Origin of the sequence: Roseixanthobacter glucoisosaccharinicivorans, from assembly GCF_043195095.2 — a bacterium.
In the GTDB taxonomy this organism is placed as follows: Bacteria; Pseudomonadota; Alphaproteobacteria; order Rhizobiales; family Xanthobacteraceae; genus NCEH01.
Genome location: NZ_CM195538.1, coordinates 4,638,340 through 4,662,500 on the forward strand (window position 1 = coordinate 4,638,340; position 24,161 = coordinate 4,662,500).

The window sequence follows — 24,161 nt, forward strand, 5'->3', positions numbered from 1 at the left end:
ATGAGGAGCATGGCACCGAGCCTTCGCCTGACCATCGTCGATCCGGCCAACCTGCCGCTGCACGAACGCACGCGCAGCGTCACGCAGGGGCCGTTTCGCATCGGCCGCGTGGATGACAACGATTGGGTTATCGAGGATCCGGCGCGGCTCATGTCCCGCCACCATTGCACCATCGACCTGAAGGCTGGCGTGTTCGTTGTGATCGACACGTCGGTCAACGGCCTGTTCGTCAACAGTGCCGAGCAGCCGTTGGGGCGCGGCAATTCCGTGATCCTGAACGACGGCGACCTGCTGCACCTCGCCAGCGTCACCCTCCAGGCCAGCCTCCAGGATGCCGAGGCGCAGCGCGACCCGTTCCTGGCGATCCTGCCCGGCGCCGCCGGCTCGCGTCCCGCCCCCCGTCCGCCGGCCGATGATCCGTTCGCGGAGGCGCCGCAGATCGGCGGCAGCCCGGCATTCACGCCTTATTCGCCCACCTCGCTTCTGCCCTGGACGGAAGATCCGCCGGCGCACCTGCCGGACCCGCTGTTTGCGACCAGCCCGTGGCAGAATGCCACCGAATCGGACCACGTGCCGGCCGAGCTCCAGGCGCTCGGCGCGGTGACGCCGGTGAACACCCATATTCCCGAAAGCTGGGAGGAGGAGGTGCTGGGCACCCCGGCACGCCAGAGCCCCGGCTTCGGCGCACCGATCCCGCCTTTCGACGATCCCGCCCCGCCCTTCGGCGGTGCGCGCCCGCCCGCGACCGAAGACGCGCCCGCCTTGCCGCGCGCGACCGTGCTCGCGCTGGTGGAGGCGCTCGCCCGCATTTCCGAGGCGGCGGATGCCCAGGGTGCGGAGGATATTTTCGCCGGCACGGCGGAAGAAGCCGTGGCGCGGCTCGCGGCGCTGGATCCGGAATGGGCCGGCCTGTCCCTGGTCAGCCTGTCGGTGCGGATATCGGGCCAGCTGCGCGCCGACCGCGACTTCTCGCGCGGTCCGGCCCAGCACGCGCAATCGCCGGCGGACGCATGGGAGCCCCCCGACCCCGAGGCCCCCTACCGCCGCCCCTTTGACGGAGACGACACGCGATGAACACCAACGGCAAGGTCGTCTGGTCCGAGGGCATGTTTTTGCGCGCCCAGCATTTCCAGCAGCAGGACCGCTATCTGGAGCGCTTGGTTCGATTGCGGGTGGAGGGGCTGTGCCCGTTCCCCTGGGGGCTGCGCGCGTTGTCCATCAATCGCGACCTGCTGGCGCTGGGCAAGTTCGCGCTCGACCGCTGCCAGGGGGTGTTCGAGGACGGCACGCCGTTCGACATTCCCGAGGATCATGAGCATCCCGAGCCCATCGACCTGCCGGTGAGCCTTACGGATTCCATCGTCTATCTCTGCATTCCGGTGCGCCAGCGTGGCGCGGCGGATGTGGAAGTGGGCACCATGCGCAATTCCGCCGCCCGCTTCGGCTCCGAAGAGATGGAGGTGGTGGACGAGATCAGCGGCTCCAACAACACCGCCCGCATCCGCACGGCCAAGCTGCGGCTTCAGCTGCTGCTGCACAATCAGGACCGCAGCGGCTTCCATTGCCTCGGCCTGGCGCGGGTGGCGGAGGTGGGGGCGGACCGCAAGGTGCGGCTCGATGCCAATTACATTCCCCCGTTTCTCGACGCGGCCGCCTCGCCGGCGCTTTCCGGCTTTCTCAACGAGCTGACCGCGATGCTGCACCATCGCGGCGAGGCGCTGGCCCCGCGCGTGACCGGGTCCGACAGCCACGGCGTCGCCGAGATCGCCGACTTTCTGATGCTCCAGGTGATCAACCGGGCGGAGCCGCATCTGGCCCATCTGGCGCGGCTCTCCGGCCTGCATCCCGAGCGCCTCTATGCCACCTTCCTGGAGCTTGCCGGGGAATTGTCCACCTTCACTGCCGTGCAGAAGCGCCCACGCGATTTCGCGGTCTATCGCCACGACAATCTGGAGGAGACATTCGAGCCGGTGATGGTGGAATTGCGCCGCTCGCTGAGTGCGGTGCTGGAGCAGAGCGCGGTGCAGATCCCGCTGCAGGATCGCAAATACGGCATCCGCGTCGGCACGATCCAGGACCGCACGCTGATTTCCGGCGCCAATTTCGTGCTGGTCGTGAAAGCGGAAATGCCGGGCGAGACCATCCGCCGGTCGCTGCCCGCGCTGATCAAGATCGGTCCCGTGGAGCAGATCCGCGAGCTTGTGAACGTCCAGCTTCCGGGCATCAGGGTAAGGCCGCTGGCGCTCGCGCCGCGCCAGATCCCCTACAATGCCGGCGCGGTCTATTTCGAATTGGAGCCGGCCAGTCCGCTTTGGAAGCAATTGGCCGTGTCGGGCGGTATCGCCGTCCATCTCGCGGGCGATTTTCCCGGTGTGCATATGGAGATGTGGGCGATCCGCAATTAAGGTTAAGCGGAGCTTTCAGGGCTTGGTCATAGGATCGCAACAGGAAAGCATCACAAGTTCAACGCGCACGGGGTATGATGAACCAGGCTGGAAACTGATCACATGAACCGCAACGGACCGAGCGAAGGAGATATGGATGACACCATTTTCGCTCGTCCGGCTGTTGCTGCGCGCCAGCTTGGGTCCGTGGTTCCCGCGCCCGCCGATGGTCCGGTAAAAGCCCCGCCGCCGCCCCCGGCCGGCCGCGCCCGTGCCGCGCCCAACCCGCCGTTCGAACAGACTCGCCCGTCCGCGCCGCCGCCCCAGAGCCCGGCCATCTCCGCGCCACGCGGGTCCGATGCCCGCGCCGCGCCGCGCAAGGGGCCGCCGGCCGGGACCGAGCGCTCCGATGCCCTTTATGCCGCGTTCGATGTCTATCGCGACAATCCCAGCCTTGGCCTCGCGGCGCCGATCTTCGATCTTCTCGCAAGCGTCGAGGCCACCACCCAGACCCCCGACATCGAATGGCTGCATCAGACCCTGGTGCAGGGGCTCCAGGATTTCGAGGCCCAGGCGAGCGCCAACGGCCTGAATTCCCAGCAGGTGCGCATCACCTTATATGCGCTCGCCGCGACCGTGGATGACGGCGTCCTGAAGACCAATTGGGGCAAGGACAGCTTCTGGTCCTCGAAGAGCATGATTTCCATGTTCTTCCGCGAGACCTGGGGCGGCGAGCGCTTCTTCGCCTTGCTCAACCAGATGATGGCGGCGCCGCAGCCGGTGCTGAAGGAGATCGAATTCTTCTATTATTGCCTGGAGTTCGGCTTCGAGGGCAAATATCGCCTCGCGGCGAACGGGGCGGGCGAACTCGCGCATCTGTGCGAGGAGATCTTCCAGATTCTGCGCAGCGCCCAGGGGCCGGTGAAGACCGACCTCTCGCCCAAATGGCGCGGCGTGAGCGTGGAGCAGCACCAGCTGCGTGACCTGCTGCCGATCTGGGTCGGCGGGGCGATCCTCGGCACCCTGCTGGTTGCCGCCTTCATCGCCCTCTCCGCGGTGCTGCGGCACGACAGCAGCCTCGCGGCCGAGAAGGTTTCGGCCCTGCTGGCCGCGCCGGCGCCCCATGTGGCCAAGGCGGCGGCGCCGGTTGCCGCGCCGCCGGCCCAGCCCGCGCCGGTCCCCGCCGCGCCCCCCAAGCCGGTGGTGCCCGCGCCCGATCCCTACCAGATCATCTCCACCTTCCTCGCGCCCGAGCAGAAGGCCGGGGTGCTCCAGGTGATCAAGCAGGACAACAAGGTGGTGATCCGTACCGTGGGCGAGGTGTTCGCCACCGCGAGCACCGGGATCCGTGCCCAATTCACCAGTGTGATCAACCATATCGGTCAGGCGTTGATGAAAACCCCCGGCACGATCGAAGTGATCGGCTATAGCGACAACGTGCCCATCAACACCGCGACCTATCCCAACAACCAGGTTCTCTCCCAGGCCCGCGCCGGCCGTGTGGCGGATTTCCTCTCTGCCGAGATGGGCAGCCCGGCGCGCATCAGCGCCACCGGGCGCGGATCCTCCGATCCCATCGCATCCAATGCGACCCCCGAGGGCCGCCAGGCCAACCGGCGGGTCGAAATCGTGCTGACTCCCCAATAGCGCCCCGCAGAGCCCAGGTGAGGGGACAATCTCCATGGTGAAAATGCTGACATCGCGCGCATTCTGGCGCTGGGTGGTGCTGATCGTGGTGGCCGCCCTGGTCGCCCTCGCCATCTGGTTCCTGGCCCCGCATCTCAGCATCGCCGGAGAGGCGCCGCTGGAGGACGTGACACCCCGCGTCCTCGCGCTTCTGGTGCTGGTGCTGATCTGCGTTCTGATCGTGCTGAGCTGGCGGCCGGCCGCGCCGGCACCGGCGGCGGGCGGCTTGCCGCAAGACAAGAAGGAACTCATGCCGGCCGGGGTGGTGCCCGCCCGCGATGAGCATGTGGAAGCGCAGACCTCCGCCATGGCCGAGGGCATGCAGCGCGCGCTCGGCGTGCTGCGCCGCATGCGCCTGTCGCACCGCTGGGGGCGTTCCTACGTCTATCAACTGCCCTGGTATCTCGTGACCGGAATCGCCGGCGCGGGCAAAACCTCGCTGATCCGCCGCTCAGGCCTGCGCTTTCCGGTGAACGATCGGCGCGACGGGCCGGGCGGGCAGATCGCCGCCGGCAACAGCTGCGCTTTCTTCTTCTCCGATGCGGCGGTCCTGGTGGACACCCAGGGTCCGTTTCGGGGCGACGGCGTCGCTTCCGGCAGCGACCGGCAGGTGTGGAATAATTTCATCGGCCTGCTGAAGAAGCACAGGCCGCGCCAGCCCATCAACGGCGTCATCCTGACCATCAGCCTGGAAGACCTGGAAAATTGGAGCGAGACCGACCGCCTCACCCATGGCGCCGACATCCGCCAGCAACTGGTGGGATTGCAGACCCGCCTGAAGGTCCGGTTTCCGGTCTATGTGGTCATCACCAAGGCCGACCGCATTCCCGGTTTCCATGCCTTCTTCGACGGCATCACCGTTGAAGAGCGCAACCGTGTGTTCGGCCTGACCTTCCCGCTGTGCGACGAAAACGGCCTCACCGCAGACGGCGAGACCATGTTCGCGTTTCTCAACCGCGAATACGACAATCTCCTGCAATGGCAATTGCCGCGCGTGCTGAACCGGGTGAACACCGAGGCCGAGACCGAACGGCGCTTCGACACCTTCATGTTCCTGCCCTATCTGGCGGCGGTGAAGCCGGCGATCTGCGACCTGCTGGAAGACATGTTCAAGCCCAGCGGCTATGAGCGCCCTTTGCTGCTGCGCGGCCTCTATCTCACCAGCGCGGACGCCGAGGATGCCGCGAGCGAAAGCCCTTATCGCCTGATCCCGCAGGAGCGTCCGGAAGGCGGCACGGCGGTGGTGGAGCGCCGCCGCACCGGCTTCTTCATCCATGATGCGCTGGAGAAGGTGATTTTCGGCGAGGCCGGCCTCGTCGGAGTGGATGCCGAGCTGAAGCGACGCCAGAAGCGCATGACCTGGGCCCTCACCGCGCTCACGGCCTTCCTGGCGGCGGGGCTCTCGCTCTGGTGGGCGACCAGCTTCGTCGGCAATCGCCACCTGATCGAGCAGGTGGATCGGGCCGCCGACAAGGCGAAGGTGGTGATCGCACCGCTCCGCAACAGCACCAATGTGAAGCCCGATGACGGGGACCTGTCCGTCACGATCCCGGCGTTGACCACGCTCGCCGCGATGCCGACAGGGTGGAACGACCGCAACCGGGACGTTCCGCTGAACCTGACGGCCGGGCTGAGCCAGACCTCGATCCTCGCGGCCGCCACCCGCTCGGAATATACCGACGCCCTGGAAACGCTGTTCCTGCCCCGTCTCGACCTGCGCCTTCAGGGGCAGATCGAGGCCAACATGGGCAAGCCCAGCGCGCTCTATGGCGCGCTCATGGTCTATCTGATGTTCGGCGGCGTCGCGCCCATCGACAAGGACCTGGTGATCGCCTGGATGCGGCAGGATTGGGCGAACGCCTATCCCGGCCCGGCCCAGGCGCCGTTGCGGGCGGCGCTGGTGACGCAGCTGACCAATCTGTTGCAGGCCGGATTTCCCAAGCTAGATCTCAACAACAATCTGGTGGCCCGCGCCCGGGCGGTGCTGAACCAGTATCCCGCGGCCGAGCGCGGCCTGGCGATCCTGGAAGACCTGCCGGAAGTGAAGGACCTGACACCCTGGACCCTGGCGGAAGCGGCGGGGCCCCTTGCCCCGTATGCCCTGGTGCGGCGCAGCGGCAAGTCGCTCTCCGACGGGATCGCGGGCATGTATACGGCGGCGAACTTCTTCACCATCGTGCTGCCGGCCATATCCAAGGTGGCGGAAGCCCTGGTGCGCGAGGATTGGGTGCGCACGCCGGCCAATCCCAACACGCCCACCCTGGTGCGCACGGACCAGCTGAAGAAGGACATGCTGGCGCTCTACACCAGCGATTATGCCGCCCAGTGGGAAGACCTGCTGAGCGACGTCACCATCGCGCCCTTCAGCACGCTCCAGCAGGAAATGGCGGTGCTTCAGGCGCTGATCGGGCCGCCGTCGCCGTTGAAGATGTATCTGAGCGCGGTGGCCCAGCAGACGACGCTCGCCCCGCCGGCCAAACCCACGACGGTGCAGAACGCTTCCGCCGCCAAGGCGGAGCTGGAAAGCCTGCTCGGCGGCGGTCCCTCGCCCGGCCAGCCGGTGACGGACCGTTTCGCCGGGTTGCAGAAATTCGTCTCCGGCACTCCAAGTCCGGTGGACGATGTGGTGAAGGCGCTGACCCAGCTGCGCATGGCCATCGGCCCGGCCGCCAGCGCGGGCGACGCCAGCCCCTCGCAGGTCACCGAACTGACCTCTGGCCCTGCGTTCGCGCAGATTCTCGGGCAGTTGAGGATGAGCACGCTGACCGCCCCACCGGCGCTGGCGGAATCCATCATGGCCCTGGTCCGGCAGACCTCCACCATCACCAATGCGGGCGTGCGTGAAGACATGAACGCGGCATGGAAGGCGCAGGTGCTGCCGTTCTGCCAGGTGGCGATCAACGGGCGCTATCCGTTCGAGAATTCGCAGAACGAGGCGACCTTGCCGGACTTCACCCGCATGTTCGCGCCCGGCGGCCTGCTGGAGCAGTTCTTCGACAAGCAGCTGAAGCCGTTTGTGGATACCAGCATCGCGCCGTGGAAGCTTCTGTCCAATGCCAGCGCACGGCCCGATATCACGGTCGCCGCGCTCGGCTATTTCGAGCAGGCGGCGCGCATCCGGGCCATGTTCTTTCCCGCCGGCGCCACCGCGCCACAGCTCAATTTTGATGTGACGCCGACCCGCCTCGATCCCGGCGCCATGCGCGTGAAGCTGGAGATCGACGGCCAGTCGATCATCTACCAATACGGGCCGCCGCAGGCGCTGGCGGTGAAATGGCCGGGCGCCACCGGCATCATGCGGGTCGAGTTCGGCGCCCAGGAAAGCGGCCAGCCGTCCTCGATCACCGTGAACGGGCCTTGGGCGCTGTTCCGGTTCCTGAATGCGCGCGGGCTCAGCCGCATCTCCGCGAATCGGTTCTCCTTCAACGTGAATCTCGGCCCCCGCTCGGCCGGATTCACACTCGACGCCGCGAGCGTGAACAATCCTTTCCGCCAGAACCCGATGACGGGCTTCAAGTGCCTACCCTCGTTGGTGCCATGATAACTTCTGCTTGCACTGCACAATTCCACGCCCGCACAAATATTGCGCTGTCACAATGGTGTTTTGGTCTCCGGCCTAGCTTCCAGCCGACACATCCGATAGCGTATTTCCCGATGCGACGGCGATGCGACTGCGCGCATCGACAATCGGGTGCAGCACATCTAGGGCACGCTCGGTAACCCATGGCCATTACAACCACTTTTGATCCTGAAGTTCTGCTTCAGCCCATCAGCGAGGAGGCGCCTTGCGGCACCGATCCGCGCGCCGATATCTCGGTGACTTCGCGCTATCTGCGGGTGAAGGACGCGCGCGCCATGGCCCGGCGCACCGAGCGCGCCAACGATGTCGACAATGACGGCGCGCCCCCCATCCAAGAGTGGAGCGACGTGGTCGATCTGTCGGGGGAGATCCTGTCCGTGGAGGGCAAGGACCTCGAGGTCATGGCCTGGATGATCGAAGGCATGGTGCGGATCGACGGCTTTAGCGGCCTCTATACCGCGCTGAAGGCGGCCGAAGGCTTGGTGAGCACCTTCTGGGAGGGCATCCACCCGCTGCCCGACGAGGATGGGAACGAGGCCCGACTCGCGCCGTTCATCGGCCTCAATGGCGTGGACGGCCAGGGCACGCTGATCCAGCCGCTGCGTAAGCTGCCGATCACCGCCGGCGATCCGGCCTATGCCTTCTGGCAGTATGAGCAGGCGAACGATATCGTCCACATTGCCGACCAGGCCAAGCGCGATGCGCGGCTCGCGGCGGGCGGGCTGACGCTCGACGCCTTCACCGCTTCGGTGCAGGCGACGCCGGCCTCCTTCTATTCCAATCTCGTGGCCGAGCTCGAAGCCTGCCTGGAGGCGCTGAACGCGCTGTCCGAGGCGTTCAGCGTCCATGTGGGGCGCGATGCTCCCCCGGCCGGCACCATTCGCGGCGTGCTCACCGGCATCCTGGAAGCGGTGCGGGTGTTCGCCTCTGACAAGCTGGCGCAGGCCGCGCAGCAGAACGAGATGCACCCCTCCCAATCCGAGGCTCCTGGGGAAGAGGGCGCCGCCGGCGCCACGCCAAGCGGCACACCGGCGGCTTTCGGCACGCCCTCGAACCGCGAGGACGCGTTGCGGCAGATCTTGCGGATCGCCGCCTATTTCCGCGAGCATGAGCCGCATTCGCCGATTTCCTACACGCTGGAGGAGATCGTGCGGCGCGGGCGGATGCCGCTCGCCCAGCTCCTGGACGAGCTGATCATCGACCATGATGCCCGCCGGTATTTCTACATTGCCTCCGGCCTGAAGGCGCCGGAAGTGGAGAGTTGACCGCGCCCGGCCGCAGCGCCGGATGTCGGAAATCGTAACGCCAACTGCGTAGCCGAGAACAAGGGGTTGAAGCGCAATGCCCAGCATTCACGAAAAGCTAAACCGCGTGCGCAAGCCGCGTGTCCACATCACCTATGATGTCGAGACCGAGGGCGCGGTCGTCCAGAAGGAACTGCCCTTCGTTGTCGGCGTGCTCGGCGATTTCTCGGGCGATCCCACCGAGCCGCTGAAGCCGCTGAATGATCGCAAGTTCATCCAGATCGACCGGGACAATTTCGACCAGATCCTGGCGCGCATGACCCCTGGCCTGAAGATCAAGGTGGACAACACCCTCGCCGACGACGGCAGCCAGATGATGGTCGAGCTCGGCTTCAAGTCGATGGACGATTTCGATCCGGCCTCCGTGGTCCAGCGCGTCGAGCCCCTGCGCAAGCTGATGGAAGCGCGCGACCAGCTGCGCGACCTGCTCTCCAAGGCCGATCGCTCGGAAAACCTGGAAAGCCTGCTTGAGCAGATCCTGACCAAGGAAGAAGATCTGAAGACGCTGAGCAGCCAGCTCGGGCTCGAAGCCGAAACCGAAAAGAAGGAGGGCTGATCATGGCCGACGCTCAGACCCAGGACGGCGCCGCCCCGGAGGGCGCAGTCGCCGAAGCCGGTACCCCCTCCTTCCTCGACCAGGCGATCGCTGCCACCAAGCAGACTGATCCCGACCGCACCGCCGAACTGCTGCGCACCTTCACCCGCGAAGCCATGTCCGGCACGGTCACCTATTCCAAGAATCTGTCGCAGACCATCAACAATGCCATCAAGGGCATTGACGCGAAGATCTCGACCCAGCTCAACGCCATCATGCACCACCCCGACTTCCAGAAGCTGGAAGGCACCTGGCGTGGCCTGAACTATCTGGTGATGAATTCGGAAACCGGCGCGGGCATGAAGATCCGCGTCATGAACTGCACCAAGAAAGAGCTCTACAAGAGCCTCACCAAGTCTTCCGAATTCGACCAGAGCACGATCTTCAAGAAGATCTACGAGACCGAGTTCGGCAGCCCCGGCGGCGAGCCCTATGGCGCGCTCATCGGCGATTACGAATTCTCCAACCATCCCGAGGACATCGAGCTGCTGACGCAGATGTCCTCCGTGGCGGCCGCGGCGTTCGCCCCGTTCATCGCCGCCTCCAGCCCCAAGCTGTTCGGCTTCGATGATTACACCGAGCTGTCCAAGCCGCGCGACCTGGAGAAGATTTTCGACTCCATCGAATATGCCAAGTGGCGCTCGTTCCGCGACAGCGAGGATTCCCGCTTCGTCACGCTGACCCTGCCGCGCACGCTCGCCCGCCTGCCCTACGGCGCCGACACCAAGCCGGTGGAAGCGTTCGATTATGAGGAGGCCCCGGTGGTCAATGGCGTGCCGCGCGCCATGAACCATTCCGACTACACCTGGATGAACTCGGCCTATGTGCTCGGCGTGCGCCTGACCGACGCGTTCGCCCAGCACGGCTGGTGCACCGCCATCCGCGGCGCCGAGGGCGGCGGCAAGGTGGAGAACCTGCCGAGCCACGTGTTCGTCTCCGACGACGGCGACAGCGACCAGCAGTGCCCGACGGAAATCGGCATCACCGATCGCCGCGAGGCTGAACTGTCCAAGCTCGGCTTCCTGCCGCTCTGCCACTATAAGGGCACGGACTATGCCGTGTTCTTCGGCGCGCAGACGACCCAGAAGCCCAAGAAGTACGACCGCCCCGAGGCGACCGCCAATGCGGCGATCTCGGCGCGCCTGCCGTACATGATGGCCACCTCGCGCTTCGCCCATTATCTGAAGATCATGGGACGCGACAAGGTCGGCTCGTTCATGGAAGCCAGCGATTGCGAGAAGTGGCTGAACCGCTGGATCATCAATTACGTCAACGGCAATCCCGATGCCGGCCAGGACATGAAGGCCAAGTATCCGCTCGCCGAAGCCAAGGTCGAAGTGCGCGAGATCCCTGGCAAGCCCGGTTCCTACAACGCGGTCGCCTGGTTGCGTCCGTGGCTGCAGATGGAAGAGCTGACCACCTCGCTGCGCATGGTGGCCCGCATCCCGACCGCGTCCTGAACGAACTGAGCGCCACGGGAGGACACCCGTTTGGACTCCCTGGTGGACCAACTGCACCCGGGCCCGGAGGCATCGCCTTCCGGGCCCGGCCCCATGCCGGGCGCGGGACGGGCGTCGGATCTCGACCTGTTGGTCCCGCTGCCGTCGCCGCTGCGCCGCCACGCCATCGACATGGCGCTCGGACGCGCCGATGACGCGCGCCTGACCGCGTTTCTGGCCGAGGACGATCCCCTGCGCGCCCTCATCGCCTGGTTCGGCGAGGACCTGGCGCAGATGCCCAAGGGCACGGCCCTCGCCGGCCTGATCGACCGCGACATCGCGTTTCTCGACGAATTGCTCACCGACCAGTTGAACGCGGTGCTGCACCACGAGCGCTTCCGCGCGCTCGAGGCCTCCTGGAGGGGGCTGGCCTATCTCGCCTCCTGCGCCGCCTCGGCCCAGAAGGTCGTGGTGCGTGTGCTCAACCTGTCGTGGAGCGAGGTGTGCGCCGATTTCGACCGCGCCTCGGATTTCGACCAGAGCCACCTGTTCGGCAAGGTCTATAACGAAGAATTCGGCATGCCGGGCGGCCTGCCCTATGGCGTGCTGCTGTGCGACTACCAGGTGCAGCACCGCCCGACGCTCGATCACCCCACCGACGATGTGGCCGGGCTCGCAGGGCTGGCGGGCGTCGCCGCGGCCGCCTTTGCGCCGGCGATCCTTGGTGCCTCCCCGCGGATGCTGGGCCTCGACAGTTTTTCCGAGCTGAGCCACCTGCCCAGCCTGAGCGGGCTCTATCGCGGCGCCGAATACGCCCGTTTCGAGCGGCTGCGCGCCACCGACGATGTGCGATTCCTCGGGCTGGTGCTGCCGCGCGTGCTCATGCGCAAGCCCTATACCCAGGATGGCGTCAGCGGGGTCGGCTTTCGCTATCGCGAGGATCTGCGCGGCCTCACCGAGGACGACATGTGCTGGGGCAGCGCGATCTATCCCTTCGGCGAAGTCCTGATCCGCGCTTTCGACCTGCATGGCTGGTTCGCGGACATCTGCGGCACGCGACGCGACGAGATCGACAACGGCCTCGTCACCGGCATCGAGGCGCCGAGCGCGGAAACCGATACGCCGGGCGTGGTGGATCGCTTCGGCAGCGAGCTTGCGATCGCCAACCAGACCGAGTTCGATCTCTGGCAGATGGGCTTCATGACGGTGAATGTCTGCAAGGACACGCCCTATCTGGTGTTCCATTCCAGCCCGTCGATCCAGAAGGTGCCGGCGGGCGGACATTCGGCGGCGAATGTGAACGCGCGCCTCTCGGCCATGCTGCGCTATATCCTGTGCGTCTCGCGCTTCGCCCATTATGCCAAGGTGAAAATCCGCGATCGCATCGGCGCCTATGTCAATGCCGAGGCGTGCGAGCGCGACCTCCAGACCTGGCTGCACTCCTATTGCCTCGGCAATGACGATGCCGGCCCCGACATGAAGGCCCGCTTCCCGCTGCGCGAGGCGAGCGTCGAGGTGAAGGCGGTGCCGAGCCGCCCCGGCACGTTCGCCTGCGTCATGCATCTGCGCCCGCATTTCCAGCTCGACCAGATCTTCACCACCTTCAAGCTCGTGACGGACGTGGCCATCGCCGCGTCGCGGACCGGCTGAACCGACGTCCAGGAGAGTCTCCCATGACCGAATCCGCGCTGAAGCTTTTTGAAGCCGGCCGTCTGAGCGACGCCATCGCCGCCGGCAACGCCGAGGTCAAGGCCGCCCCGCAGGACATTCAGCGGCGCAGCCTGCTGGCCGAGCTGCTGTGCGTGGCCGGCGATCTGGAGCGGGCCGAACGCCAGTTCGACGCCATCTCCACCCAGGATCCCACCACCGCCGTGCGCGTCGCGGCGTTGCGCCAGCTCGTGCGCGCCGACATGGCGCGCCGCCAGGTGTGGACCGAAGGCCGCCTGCCGGAATTCGCCGGCACGCCGCCCGAGCATGTGACCTTGCGCCTGGAAGCCTTGATGCATCTGCGCGAGGGCCGCGCCGATGAAGCCGGCGCCTGCCTCGCGCGCGCCGAGGAGGCCCGCCCGGTGGTCGGCGGCACGCATGACGGCGCGCCGTTCGAGGATTTCCGCGACCTCGACGATCTCACCGCCGGCATCTTCGAAGTGATGACCGTGACCGGCAAATATTTCTGGATTCCCCTTGAGCAGGTGGACGAGGCGGTGTTCACCGTGCCGAGCCGTCCGCTCGACAGCGCTTGGCGCACGGTCCAGATGAGCGTGCGCGGCGGGCCGGAAGGCGAGGTCGTGGTTCCCGCCACCTATCCCGTGCTTTCCGGCGAGCTGCGCGAGGCGCTGCGGCTCGGCCGCGAGACCGATTGGATCGAGGACCGCGCCGGCTTTGTCACCGGCCAGGGCCTGCGCTGCTTCCTGGTGGGTGAGGAGAGCGTCTCGATCCTCGATCTGCGCGCGCTCGCCTTCACCTCGGCGGTTTCCGCGCAGCAGGACGCTCCCGCCGCATGAGGCGCCCGGAGCAGCTCGCCCCGCTCGGTCTCTCGCTGGTGGACCGCCTGCTCGACACGGACCGGCCCACCGTGGCCGCGTTCCGCGACGGCTTGCGGCGCGACCTGGAGGAATTGCTGAACACCGACCGGCGGGTGATCGGCTGGGCGGCGGATCTGACCGAGCTTGACACCTCGCTGGTCAATTTCGGCGTCATGTGCCTGTCCACCGTCAATCTCTCCACGGAACAGCGGCGCGCGCAGGTGGTGGAGGAGATCGGCGACATCATCCGGCAATGGGAGCCGCGGCTCGCGAACATGCGCGTCAGTGCGGTGCCCAATGTGGATTCCAGCGACCGGTCGCTGCGCATGCGCATCGAGGCGGAGATCCTGATCGAGCCCTCCCCCGAGCCCATGATCTTCGATACCCTCATCGACCCGCTCGGCAATACGGTCTCCCTTACGAGTGCACGCAGTGACTGACGATCTTCTGTCCTATTACAACCGCGAGATCGCTTATCTGCGGCAGATGGCGAGCGAGTTCGCCAGCGCCAATCCGAAGATCGCGGGCCATCTGCGCCTGTCGGGCGATGCCATCGACGATCCCCATGTGGCGCGCCTCATGGAGGGCGTCGCCTTCCTCAACGCCCGCATCGGCCGCAAGCTCGACGACGAATTTCCCGAGCTGGTGAATGCGCTGCTGGAAGTGCTCTACCCGCATTATCTCGCGCCCATCCCTTCCATGGCGACGGTGCAGTTCCAACCCAAGGCGGAGATGACCGGGCCGCAGCTCATTCCCGCCGACACCGAATTGGAATCGGAGGCGGTGCAGGGCGAGGTCTGCCGCTTCCGCACCCGCTATCCCGTGACGCTCTGGCCGATCGTGCTGAACGACGCCTCGATGACCGGCCGCCCGCTGGTGGCGCCGCCCAATCCCGCCGCAGAAGGTGCGGCCGCCGTGCTGCGTCTCTCGCTTGCCTGCACCACGCCCGGCGTCACCTTCACCCAGCTTCAGCCCGACAAGCTGCGGGTGTATCTGCGCGGCCAGCCGCATCAGGTCTACACGCTCCAGCAATTCATCCTGAACAACACCGTCTCCATCGCCCTGGCGGACGGGGTGGGCGACCAGAATCCGGTGATCCTGCCGCCAAGCGCGGTCTCGCCGGTGGGATTCGCCGCCGAAGACAACATGCTGCCCTATCCTCCGCAGTCCCAACATGCCTATCGCCTGTTGACCGAATTCTTCGTCTTCCCCGAGAAGTTCCTGTTCTTCGACATCGACCTTTCCGCCAAGGTGCTGCGCGACGCGGGCGCGGCGATGGATGTGTTCTTTTATTTCGACCGCACCGACGTGACGCTGGAGCGCACCGTCTCGCGCGAATTGTTCGCGCTCGGCTGCACCCCCATCATCAATCTGTTTCCCCAGCGCGCGGAGCCGATGGTGCTCTCGCAGAACCGCTATGAGCATCGCGTCATTCCCGATGCCCGCCGGCAGGGGGTGCTAGAGGTGCACTCCATCCTCTCGGTCATCGGCACCGACGCCGATGGCGAGCAGCGGCCCGTGCTGCCGTTCTATGCCCGCCGTCGCTCCGGCCGCGAGGTGAATGCCCCGGCCTATTGGGCCGCATCCCGCCGGCCCGCCGGTGGGCGCGATCCGGGCACGGAGGTGTTTCTCTCGTTCGTCGATCTCGATCGCGACCCGACCGGACAGCAGGATTGGGTGGTCTCGCTGGAGACGCTGTGCCTCAACCGCGACCTGCCCTCCAAGCTGCCCTATGGCGGCGGACATCCTTACCTCAAGCCTGTGCACGGCATCGGCACGGTGGGCGAGATCAGCTGCATTTCGCCCCCCACGCGCACGCTGCGCCTTGGGCCAGGGCAGGGGCATCGCTGGCAGCTGGTGTCGCATCTGCTGCTCAATCATCTCTCGATTTCCGGCGCCCATGGCCTGGAAGCGCTGAAGGAAATCCTGCGGCTCTATGATTTCCGCGATTCCGCCGAGAGCTACCGGCTGATCGACGGCATCGTCGAGCTGACCGCCCAGCGCGGCACGGCGCGCGCGCCGGTGCGGCCGGGTGATGTGGCCTGGGGCGACGCCATCTGTCGCGGCATCGACATCGGCATCGAGTTCGATCCCGCCAATTTCAGCGGCAGCTCCATGTTCCTCTTCGCCATGGTGCTGGACCAGTTCTTCGGGCTCTATGCCTCCATCAATTCCTTCACGCGGCTGACCGCCACGATCAAGGGACAGTCAGGAACCCTGTGCACATGGCCCGCTCGCGCCGGATACCGTCCGCTACTGTAATCGAGCAGCTCATCGCCGCGCCGGAGAGCTTCGACCTGATCCAGGCGGTGCGCGTGCTGGAGCGGCGGTGGCGCGACAAACAGGGGCCGCGGCACGATCAGCGCGGCAGCTGGTCGTCCGCCTTCGGCGACGAGCGGGATGTGCATCTGGACGCGGTGCGCTTCGTTTCCGAGCCCTCGCTCAAATATCCCACCGCCACCATCACCCGTGCGGTCGCCCCGCAGGGCGAAGGGCCGGTGCAGCTCACGGTCGCCCTGTTTGGCCTCATCGGGCCGCTCGGCGTGATGCCCTACGGCTACACTAATCTCGCGACCCAGAGCCTGCACGAGAAGAATCCCGCCTTCGCCGCCTTCCTGGACATCTTCCAGCACCGGGCGGTGACCCAATTCTATCGTGCCTCCACCAAGTACCGGCTCGCCGCCTCCCACGAGCAGCGCACGCCCAAGGCGCCCGACCCCTTCACTATCGTCCTGCGCGCTTTGGTGGGGCTCAGCCCGCCGGCGCTGCACGACCGTCTCGCGCTGGCGGACGAGGTGGTGTTGCACCATGCGGGCCTGTTCGCGAGCGAGGCGCGGCCCATGTCCGGGCTCGAGGCGCTGCTGGTGAATGAACTGGCGCACCCGGTCTCGATCGTCTCCTTCGTCGGCGGCTGGCTGTCCGTGGCCCCGTCCGAACAGACGCGCCTGCCGTCCGCGGGCGCGCCGCAGGGTCTCCACTGCCGGCTCGATTCCAGCGCCATGCTCGGGTCGCGCGCCTGGGCGGCGCAGGATTGCTTCCGCGTGGTGATCGGCCCGGTGGACGGCGACGGCCTGCAGGACCTGCTGCCCGGCGGGCCGGAATCCAACCGCATCGTGGATCTGGTGCGGCTCTATTGCGGGCTGGAGTTCGATTTCGACATCAATGTCATCATCAAGGCCGATGCTGTGCCGGCGGCGCGCCTTGCCAGCGCCGCGCACGATGCGGGCGCCGCCCGCCTCGGGCAGACCGCATGGATCCTGTCCGCGCCGAGCCCGGTCGATCGCTCGGACGCCATATTCCCCGCTGGCCGGCTTGGCTGATTCGCGCCGGTTCGCTCCTTCTCCTCCCCATCGAAGCGTGCACCTCATGACCTCCTGGGCTTCCGGCTATGTCAGCGACATTGAATATCTTCCCGGCATGTATGTGGAACAGGCGCCGGGCCATCTGATCCTCGCGTGCCTGATCAACGGCATCGAACCGCCCCAGCTCGGCGACACGTTCGATTATTGCGAATTGGGCTGCGGGCAGGGGGTGACGGCCAATGTGGTTGCCGCGTCCAACCCGTCGGCGCGCGTGGTGGCGGTGGATTTCAACCCGGCCCATATCGCCCGGGCCTCCGGCGTCGCGCGGGCGGCGGGGCTTGAGAATGTGGAATTCCTCGAGCTCAGCTTCGAGGAAATGCTCGATTCTGAGAAGGCCGACCTGCCGGCGTTCGACATGGTGACGCTGCACGGGGTGTGGTCTTGGGTGAGCGCCGAACACCGCGCCGCCATCACCGCGTTCCTGGCCCGGCGGGTCAAGCCGGGCGGCATCGTCTCGCTCAGCTATAATGCCATGCCCGGCTGGACCGCCATTCTGCCGCTCCAGCGGCTGATGCTGGAGCATGCGGCGCTGAGCCACGAACGCAGCGATGTGCAGGTGCTGCGGGCTTTGGATTTCGCGGAGACCTTGCAGAAGGCCGGGTCCGGCGTGCTTGGTTCGCCCACCTTGTTCGAGCAGCTGCGCGCCGGTTCCGCCAAGCATGCGGGCGACGAGAAGGCGGTCTATCTCGCCCATGAATATCTCAACGCCAATTGGCAGCCGCTCTACCACATGGATACCGCGCGCCTACTGGGCGAGGCCAAGCTGACCTATGTCGGCTCGGCCACCCTGACCGAGAATTTCCCCGACCTCGTGTTCAATCCCGCCCAGCGGGACATTCTCGCCACCGTGCCCGCCGGGCCGCTGCGGGAGAGCGTGAAGGATTATCTGGTGAACCGGCCGTTCCGCCGCGACATCTTCGTGCGCGGCGCCCGCCGCATGCCGGACGTGCTGCGCGACGCGCGGCTGCGGGATTTCGGGCTCGCGCTCAGCGTGCCGCTCGCCGACACCAAGACCGCGCTCGACGTTCCGGCCGGCAAGGCGCAACTGGAGGCGCGCTTCTATCGCCCCGTCTTCGAGGCGCTGGCGGCGCGGCCGCACACCTTGGGCGAACTGGTGGACCTGCCGGACCTGCGGGGGCAGGCGGGCAGTCCTTCCCTGGTGGAACTGGCGGGAATCCTCATCGGCACGGCGCAGGCGCTGCCGGTGCCGTTCGGCCTTTCGGCAGGCGCCCGAGCCGCGAGCCTGGAATTGAATCGCGCGGCGGTGCGCGAGGTCGCCGAGAAGCGGGCCAAAACGGCGGTGGTGGCGGCTCCGCTCACGGGTTCCGGCCTCACCCTCACCACCATGGAGGCCTTGGTCTATGACGGCCTGGCGCGTGGCGTGCCGGCGGACCTGCCGGCGGTGCTGGCCCATGTGGAAGCCTGCATGGCGGCGGACGCGGTGCCGCTGATGCGTGACGGCAAGCGCATCGAAAACCCCGACGAGGCCCGGGCCGTCGTCGCCGAAAGCGTGCAATGGTGCTTCGAGAATCGCCTGCCCATGTGGCGCCAGATGGGGGCGATCTGAGGGCAAAACGAAAAAAGCCGCCCGGATGGGCGGCTTTTTTCGTTTCAATGCGCTGCGGTGGCGTCTCCTGGGCGAGAGCCTTCGCTGCGTCGCGCGGTGCACGGCGCAGCCGGGGGCACCCGCGTCACTGCGCGGGCTTCGTCTCCGCAGGGGCGGGTGCGGAAGGAGCGGCCTCGGCAGGAGCAGGCGCGGAGGGAGCAGGCGCGGCGGGGGCGGGCTTGGCAGCATCCGCAGGAGCAGGCGCCGCCTCGGCCGGCTTCGCGTCCGCCGGCTTGGCATCTGCAGGGGCGGCGGCGGCCGTGGGCAGGGGCTTGGGCGAATGGGAGAGCGAGTTCAGATAGGCGATCAGGTCCGCGCGCTCGGTTTCCTTCGGAATACCGGCGAAGGCCATGGCCGTTCCGGGCACGTAGGCCTTGGGGTTGGTCAGGAACTCGTTCAGGTCCTGTGGGGTCCACTCGCCACCCTTGGCCTGCATGGCCGCCGAATAGGCGAAGCCGGGGACGCTCGCCTTCTTGCGATCCACCACGCCGTAGAGATCCGGACCCACCTTGGCGCCGGCGCCTTCCGCGAAATTATGGCAAGAGGCGCAGCGCTTGGCGACGTTGGCGCCCTTCTCGATCGAGGCGGTGGCGAACAGCTGCTCGATCGGGATCACGGGCGCCTTGGCTTCCGTCACATTGCCGCCGGCCGGGCCTTCCGGCACGGCGATTTCATAACCCGGCTTGGCGGGCGCTTCTGGCGCGAAGAGAATTTCCGAAACGATGCCGAGGCCGATCGTCAGCGTGAGGGTGCCCAGCAGCGCCCCCGCGATTTTGTTCAATTCGAAACTATCCATCGGCGCTTCGCTCCTCGGAGCCCCTAAATTCGCGGTCGACCGGCAAAAACTTGGGCCGTCGCCTCAATTAAGGCGTAGCCGGTCGGACACTAATCACTTTGATTGGCGCCGTGCAACCCGTATAAGGCGCGCCCCAATGCCACGTTTCGCGCTGGTGCCGGCGCATTCTCGCCTCAAGGTGGCCACGATCATGAACCCAAGGGAAGTTCTGGTATTGATCCCTGCCCGGATGGCCGCCACCCGCCTTCCGGGCAAGCCGCTGGCCGATGTGGGCGGCCGCCCCATGATCGTGGAAGTGGCGCGGCGAGCAGTCGCAGCCAATATCGGCCGCGTCGCGGTCGCAACCGACGCCCCGGAGATCGCCGGCGTGGTGCGCGACGCCGGACTCGAAGCAGTGATGACCCGCGCCGACCATCCCTCGGGCTCCGATCGCATCCACGAGGCGCTCCTGCAGATCGACCCGCAGGGCGAGGTCCAGTTCGTGGTCAATGTTCAGGGCGACCTGCCCACCATCGCCCCCGCCACCATCGCCCGCGCCCTCGCGCCGCTGTCCGATCCCGCCGTGGATATCGCGACCCTGGCCGCGCAGATCCTGGAGGAGGAGGAGCGCACCGATCCGAACGTGGTGAAGGTGGTCGGCTCGCCGATCGCCCCCGGCCTGTTGCGGGCGCTCTATTTCACCCGCGCCACCGCGCCTTTTGGCGAAGGGCCGCTCTATCATCACATTGGCCTCTATGCCTATCGCCGCGCGGCGCTGGCGCGGTTCGTGGCGCTGGCGCCCTCGCCGCTGGAGCAGCGCGAGAAGCTGGAGCAATTGCGCGCCATCGAGGCCGGCATGCGCATCGACGTCGCGGTGGTGGACGCGGTGCCGCTGGGCGTGGATACACCTGCGCACCTGGAGCGGGCGCGGGCGCTGCTCGCCGCCGAGCGTGCATCGGGAGATCAGGCGTGAGGATATTGGCATGAGGACCCTGGCATGAGAGTTCGGGCATGAGCCGTCGCATCGTTTTCCAGGGGGAGCCGGGCGCCAATTCCCACATCGCCTGCCGCGAGACCTATCCCGAATACGAGGTGGTGCCCTGCCACACCTTCGAGGATGCGTTCGCGGCGGTGGAAGGCGGCACGGCCGATCTCGCCATGATCCCGATCGAGAATACGGTCGCCGGCCGGGTGGCCGACATCCACCACCTGCTGCCGCGCGCCAGCCTGAAGATCATCGGCGAATTCTTCCTGCCGCTCTCCCATCAATTGATGGCCGTGAAGGGCGCGAGCCTCGCCACGCTGAAGACCGCGCAGAGCCATGTGATGGCACTCGGCCAATGCCGCAAGGCCTTGCGCACGCTGGGCCTGACGGCGGTGATCGGTGCCGATACCGCCGGCTCCGCGCGCGAGATCGCTGAGGCGGGAGACGTCACCCGCGCCGCCATCGCCTCGCGTCTCGCGGCGGACCTCTATGGGCTGGAAATCCTGGCCGAGAACATCGAGGACGAGAGCCACAACACCACGCGTTTCGTCATTCTGGCGCGCGAGGGCGAATGGGCGGGGGCGGACAATGGCCCGGTCATGACCTCGTTCGTGTTCCGGGTGCGCAATGTGCCGGCGGCGCTTTACAAGGCCATGGGCGGGTTTGCGACCAATGGGGTCAATATGACCAAGCTCGAATCCTACCAGATGAACGGGGAGTTCACCGCCACCCAGTTCTATGCCGAGGTGGAAGGCCATCCGGACGATCTGGCGGTGAAGCGGGCGCTGGAGGAATTGGCTTTCTTTTCCAGGGAGTTGCGCATCCTCGGCGTCTATCCCGCGCATCCTTTCCGCCGCACCATCGTGCGCGGCGACTAGGGCCCGGCCGCGCAAGATGTTTCACGTGAAACATCGGCGCGGGGAAGACGAAGCGCGCGGAGAAGCGCTGTTCCGCGCTCTTTTGGGCGAAGAAACCGCGCGTTCCGCGCAAGCTCCGCGAATCTTCTCGGAACGCCGTCCGCGCTCCTAATGATCGAAGCGCAGGGTGATGCGCGCGCGTCCGGCGGCGCGTCCGAAAGTGACGTGGTCGCCCAGCTTCACCAGCAGATAGGCGGCGAAGCCGGCGACTTCCTTGGCATCGCCCAAGAGCGCCTCGGGGGAGGGGCGTTCCTTGGGCACCTCTAGCACCTCGCCGTCATAGAGCACGAACACGTCGAGATGGGTCTCGTCGAAGCGGGCGCGCAATTCCACCGGCCCCTCGGCGATGCCCGTGTCCACCAGCACCTCCAGCGCCTGCGCGGCGACCGGGATGGCGGCGGCGATCACGTCGCGCCGGGCGCCCCACAGATCGCCCTGACGCTCCAGGAAGTCCCGGGCGGTGAGGAAGGCGTTGGCGCCCTCCGGCACGAGGAATGAGCTTTCCTTGGAGATGCCGATCCGGAACAGCAGGTTCAGCGCGATGGCGCTGCACGCCGCCACGGTGAGCGGGGTGGAGAACAAAGGCTGGATCCAGAACGGCAATTGTCCCTTCAGCGGCAGCAGCGCCACCGAGAGCCCCGCCAGCACCGAGAGCCCCACCAGGAACACCCGCCGCTCACTGAGCCGGCGGGAGAGGATGAGATCCATGCCCGCCACCAGCAGATAGGCCGAGGTGTAGAGCAGGATGCCGCCGATCACCGGCGAGGGAATGAGCGTTAGCGCCATGATCGCCTTGGGGAAGAAGGCGGTGGCGAAGATCACGCCGCCGGCGAGGATGCCGATGCTGCGCGCGGTCGCCCCGGTGGCGAAGGCGAGGCCCACGGCCGAGGACGACAGGCCGGACTGGAAGCCCGAGGTCATGCCGTTGAGGATATTGCCGATGCCGCAGGCGGTCACCGCGCGCCCCGCCGCCTGCATGTCGGCGCGGCGCCATTCGGCATCGTTCATCTTTTCCAGCGAGACGGTGACGCCGAGCACATCCACCAGCCCCATCATCACCAGCAGCGCCACCAGGGGGAACAGGCGCGGCTCCAGCGCCAGGGAGGGCAATTGGAGGTGGGGCAGAGCGACGAAGTCCGCCTTCGCGAGGGCCGCGCCCATGTCGGTGGGATCGACGCCGCTGAAGGCGGCCAGCGCCCAGCCGCTGGAGGCGCCCACCAGCACCGCGAACAATTTGAAGCGGCGCGGCGCGAACACCGTGACGCTCACGATCAGCGCCAGCGTCACCATGGAGACGGCGAGCGGCCCGAGGTGCACATCCGTGCCGCCGCTGTCGAGCCCGAGCCCGCGCCGCAGGGCGGGGCTGGCGAGCGAGACGCCGAGCATGGTCACGGCGACGCCGCACACCTCGGGCGGCAGCAGCACGCGCAGCGGGCGAACCAGCCGCGCCATGAAGAGCTGGCAGACCCCCACCAGGATCGTGGTGGCCGCCATCAACCCCAGCCCGCCGATGGTGAGCGCCTGCACCGCCAGCGGAATGGCGCCGGCGGCGGGAATATGGATGCCCAGATAGCCGCTGCCGAAGCGCGTGCGCGCGCATTGGATGATGGTGGTGAGCCCGATGCACATGGCGCAGGCGCTCAGCATGGCCTCGACCTGGGCCTCCGGCAGCCGCGCCTCGGTGGCGGCGACGATGGGATAGATCAGGAAGGTCAGCGCCAGCATGGCGTGCTGGGTGGACAGGGGAATGAGGGCGGAGAGCGGAACCTTGTCCTCCAGCCCATAGACCAGGGTGGAGGGCCGGCGCACCGGGCGCGGTGCGGTGCCGCGCTCCGGGGCGATCAGCTTGCGCACCGGCCGCAGCGCCGCGCGCAGGGTGGCGCGCCAGTGCGTGCGGGCGGAACGGTGGTGCGCGGGCTTCGCGGTATCGCCCTGCGGCCGTGCCTGGGTCTCGGGTCCGGAGCGGGGCTGTTGATCCGGCACGGGCGCTCTTTCAGACGGTGGCGCCCTCGACGAAGGCGCGGATCAGATGATGGGCGATGGCGTTCGCCGGCGGAACGAACAGCCCTTCGGGGTGCGCGCGGACCAGCATTTTCGCGGTTTCGGCGCGGGAAAACCAGCGGGCTCCCGCCAGCTCGTTCGGGTCCATCGTGATGGTTTCAGAGGTCGCCTCGGCCATGCAGCCGAACATCAGCGACATGGGATAGGGCCAGGGCTGGGACCAGCGATAGCGCACCGCGCCGGTGGTGATGCCGGTTTCCTCCAGCGTCTCGCGCCGCACCGCTTCCTCGATGGTCTCGCCGGGCTCCACGAAGCCGGCGAGGCAGGACCACATTTCCGGCGCGAAATGCGGCGCGCGGCCCATCAGGCACTGATCGCCGCGATAGGTCAGCATGATGACCACGGGATCGGTGCGGGGAAAATGCTGGGCGCCGCAGCTCGGGCAATCGCGCCGCCAGCCGCCTTCGATGGCACGGGTGCGGGTGCCGCAATTGGCGCAGAAGCGATGCCGGCCGTGCCAGGCGAGCATGGCCTTGCCGCAGGCGAGCGCCGCCAGATGATCGGTGGAGACCAGCCCCTGCACGGCGGTTGAGCGCAGATCCGGCACCAGCAGGCCGCGCGCTTCCAGGCGCTCCTTCTCCGCCGGGTCGAACCGGGTGGCGAAGCGCGGGGCGCCGTCGGCGAGGCCGAGGAAGATGGTCTTGCCGTTGCCGAGGGCGGCGGCCTCTTCAGCGCCGAACAGCGGGTCGCGCTGCGGTTCGCCGGGATGGAGCACCACCCATTCGCCGCCGAGGAGATAGAAGCGGGCATCCTCCCGCCTGGCGAGGTCTTCGACCGAACCGCGCAGATGGGCGGCGCGGTCGAGCGGGCTGCCCTGATAGCCGAGCGCCGGCCAGGGTCCAAGTTCGGGCGGGTCGAGATCCGTAAGGGAAAGCAGTGGCATGGCCCCTGAGGGAAAGCAGTGCGAGAGGGTGCCGACCGTGGCATGGGTGGCACAGCGAG

Annotated in this window: 18 protein-coding genes; 15 read left to right on the forward strand and 3 right to left on the reverse strand. The window is 67.1% G+C overall.

Annotated features, from left to right (window positions below; genetic code table 11):
- Window positions 1-9: 9 nt before the first annotated feature.
- The 13 genes from V5F78_RS21415 to V5F78_RS21475 all read left to right on the forward strand — a co-directional run bounded on the left by V5F78_RS21415 (window position 10) and on the right by V5F78_RS21475 (window position 18,442).
- Window positions 10-1,074, forward strand: a complete 1,065-nt coding sequence (locus tag V5F78_RS21415) for an FHA domain-containing protein (RefSeq protein WP_394071965.1) — start codon at window positions 10-12, stop codon at window positions 1,072-1,074.
- Complete coding sequence (tssK, locus tag V5F78_RS21420) at window positions 1,071-2,405, forward strand: type VI secretion system baseplate subunit TssK (RefSeq protein ID WP_394071964.1); 1,335 nt, start codon at window positions 1,071-1,073, stop codon at window positions 2,403-2,405. The genes V5F78_RS21415 and tssK overlap by 4 nt, the downstream gene beginning before the upstream one ends.
- Window positions 2,406-2,537: 132 nt before the next feature.
- Window positions 2,538-4,031 carry a type IVB secretion system protein IcmH/DotU gene (icmH, locus tag V5F78_RS21425; protein WP_394071963.1) on the forward strand — a complete coding sequence of 498 codons (1,494 nt, stop codon included), beginning with the start codon at window positions 2,538-2,540 and terminating at the stop codon, window positions 4,029-4,031.
- Between the two features lie 34 nt (window positions 4,032-4,065).
- A complete protein-coding gene (tssM, locus tag V5F78_RS21430) occupies window positions 4,066-7,611 on the forward strand; it encodes a type VI secretion system membrane subunit TssM (protein WP_394071962.1) in 3,546 nt (1,181 codons plus the stop codon).
- Between the two features lie 182 nt (window positions 7,612-7,793).
- Window positions 7,794-8,915: a type VI secretion system protein TssA gene (tssA, locus tag V5F78_RS21435; protein WP_394071961.1), complete on the forward strand. Its 1,122-nt coding sequence runs from the start codon at window positions 7,794-7,796 to the stop codon at window positions 8,913-8,915.
- Between the two features lie 76 nt (window positions 8,916-8,991).
- Complete coding sequence (tssB, locus tag V5F78_RS21440; protein ID WP_394071960.1) at window positions 8,992-9,510, forward strand: type VI secretion system contractile sheath small subunit; 519 nt, start codon at window positions 8,992-8,994, stop codon at window positions 9,508-9,510.
- Between the two features lie 2 nt (window positions 9,511-9,512).
- Window positions 9,513-11,009 carry a type VI secretion system contractile sheath large subunit gene (gene tssC, locus V5F78_RS21445; RefSeq protein ID WP_394071959.1) on the forward strand — a complete coding sequence of 499 codons (1,497 nt, stop codon included), beginning with the start codon at window positions 9,513-9,515 and terminating at the stop codon, window positions 11,007-11,009.
- 42 nt (window positions 11,010-11,051) lie between these two features.
- Window positions 11,052-12,638: a type VI secretion system contractile sheath large subunit gene (gene tssC, locus V5F78_RS21450; protein ID WP_394071958.1), complete on the forward strand. Its 1,587-nt coding sequence runs from the start codon at window positions 11,052-11,054 to the stop codon at window positions 12,636-12,638.
- A gap of 23 nt (window positions 12,639-12,661) precedes the next feature.
- On the forward strand, window positions 12,662-13,492 hold the full coding sequence (locus tag V5F78_RS21455; protein ID WP_394071957.1) for a type VI secretion system accessory protein TagJ: 831 nt from the start codon (window positions 12,662-12,664) through the stop codon (window positions 13,490-13,492).
- On the forward strand, window positions 13,489-13,953 hold the full coding sequence (gene tssE / locus V5F78_RS21460) for a type VI secretion system baseplate subunit TssE (RefSeq protein WP_394071956.1): 465 nt from the start codon (window positions 13,489-13,491) through the stop codon (window positions 13,951-13,953). Before V5F78_RS21455 ends, tssE begins: the two co-directional genes overlap by 4 nt.
- Window positions 13,946-15,775, forward strand: coding sequence for a type VI secretion system baseplate subunit TssF (tssF, locus tag V5F78_RS21465; protein WP_394071955.1), 1,830 nt, complete (start codon window positions 13,946-13,948; stop codon window positions 15,773-15,775). Before tssE ends, tssF begins: the two co-directional genes overlap by 8 nt.
- The gene (tssG, locus tag V5F78_RS21470) at window positions 15,739-16,833 is read left to right on the forward strand and encodes a type VI secretion system baseplate subunit TssG (protein WP_394071954.1); all 1,095 of its coding nucleotides are present in this window, start codon (window positions 15,739-15,741) and stop codon (window positions 16,831-16,833) included. Before tssF ends, tssG begins: the two co-directional genes overlap by 37 nt.
- 46 nt (window positions 16,834-16,879) lie before the next feature.
- A complete protein-coding gene (locus tag V5F78_RS21475) occupies window positions 16,880-18,442 on the forward strand; it encodes a methyltransferase regulatory domain-containing protein (RefSeq protein WP_394071953.1) in 1,563 nt (520 codons plus the stop codon).
- 124 nt (window positions 18,443-18,566) lie between these two features.
- On the opposite strand, the gene V5F78_RS21480 is transcribed toward V5F78_RS21475, so the two are convergent.
- Window positions 18,567-19,277, reverse strand: a complete 711-nt coding sequence (locus V5F78_RS21480) for a c-type cytochrome (protein WP_394071952.1) — start codon at window positions 19,275-19,277, stop codon at window positions 18,567-18,569.
- A 190-nt stretch (window positions 19,278-19,467) separates the two neighbouring features.
- On the opposite strand from V5F78_RS21480, the gene V5F78_RS21485 reads away from it, so the two are divergent.
- The gene (locus V5F78_RS21485; protein ID WP_394071970.1) at window positions 19,468-20,229 is read left to right on the forward strand and encodes a 3-deoxy-manno-octulosonate cytidylyltransferase; all 762 of its coding nucleotides are present in this window, start codon (window positions 19,468-19,470) and stop codon (window positions 20,227-20,229) included.
- Window positions 20,230-20,267: 38 nt separating this feature from the next.
- The gene (locus V5F78_RS21490; protein ID WP_394071951.1) at window positions 20,268-21,119 is read left to right on the forward strand and encodes a prephenate dehydratase; all 852 of its coding nucleotides are present in this window, start codon (window positions 20,268-20,270) and stop codon (window positions 21,117-21,119) included.
- Window positions 21,120-21,266: 147 nt separating this feature from the next.
- On the opposite strand, the gene V5F78_RS21495 is transcribed toward V5F78_RS21490, so the two are convergent.
- Together V5F78_RS21495 and nudC are read right to left on the reverse strand one after the other, a co-directional pair.
- A complete protein-coding gene (locus V5F78_RS21495) occupies window positions 21,267-23,141 on the reverse strand; it encodes a uracil-xanthine permease family protein (RefSeq protein ID WP_394071950.1) in 1,875 nt (624 codons plus the stop codon).
- Between the two features lie 10 nt (window positions 23,142-23,151).
- Window positions 23,152-24,102 (reverse strand): NAD(+) diphosphatase, encoded by a 951-nt coding sequence (nudC, locus tag V5F78_RS21500; protein ID WP_394071949.1) that lies wholly within the window; start codon window positions 24,100-24,102, stop codon window positions 23,152-23,154.
- Between the last annotated feature and the right edge of the window lie 59 nt (window positions 24,103-24,161).

Bases quoted from the DNA above. Each gene is read 5' to 3' on its own strand.
- tssE (WP_394071956.1), top strand. From the start codon at position 13,489: ATGAGGCGCCCGGAGCAGCTCGCCCCGCTCGGTCTCTCGCTGGTGGAC.
- V5F78_RS21485 (WP_394071970.1), top strand. From the start codon at position 19,468: ATGAACCCAAGGGAAGTTCTGGTATTGATCCCTGCCCGGATGGCCGCC.
- tssK (WP_394071964.1), top strand. From the start codon at position 1,071: ATGAACACCAACGGCAAGGTCGTCTGGTCCGAGGGCATGTTTTTGCGC.
- V5F78_RS21490 (WP_394071951.1), top strand. From the start codon at position 20,268: ATGAGCCGTCGCATCGTTTTCCAGGGGGAGCCGGGCGCCAATTCCCAC.
- V5F78_RS21480 (WP_394071952.1), bottom strand. From the start codon at position 19,277: ATGGATAGTTTCGAATTGAACAAAATCGCGGGGGCGCTGCTGGGCACC.
- tssB (WP_394071960.1), top strand. From the start codon at position 8,992: ATGCCCAGCATTCACGAAAAGCTAAACCGCGTGCGCAAGCCGCGTGTC.
- tssM (WP_394071962.1), top strand. From the start codon at position 4,066: ATGGTGAAAATGCTGACATCGCGCGCATTCTGGCGCTGGGTGGTGCTG.
- V5F78_RS21475 (WP_394071953.1), top strand. From the start codon at position 16,880: ATGACCTCCTGGGCTTCCGGCTATGTCAGCGACATTGAATATCTTCCC.
- tssA (WP_394071961.1), top strand. From the start codon at position 7,794: ATGGCCATTACAACCACTTTTGATCCTGAAGTTCTGCTTCAGCCCATC.
- icmH (WP_394071963.1), top strand. From the start codon at position 2,538: ATGGATGACACCATTTTCGCTCGTCCGGCTGTTGCTGCGCGCCAGCTT.
- tssG (WP_394071954.1), top strand. From the start codon at position 15,739: ATGGCCCGCTCGCGCCGGATACCGTCCGCTACTGTAATCGAGCAGCTC.
- tssC (WP_394071959.1), top strand. From the start codon at position 9,513: ATGGCCGACGCTCAGACCCAGGACGGCGCCGCCCCGGAGGGCGCAGTC.
- V5F78_RS21455 (WP_394071957.1), top strand. From the start codon at position 12,662: ATGACCGAATCCGCGCTGAAGCTTTTTGAAGCCGGCCGTCTGAGCGAC.
- V5F78_RS21415 (WP_394071965.1), top strand. From the start codon at position 10: ATGGCACCGAGCCTTCGCCTGACCATCGTCGATCCGGCCAACCTGCCG.
- nudC (WP_394071949.1), bottom strand. From the start codon at position 24,102: ATGCCACTGCTTTCCCTTACGGATCTCGACCCGCCCGAACTTGGACCC.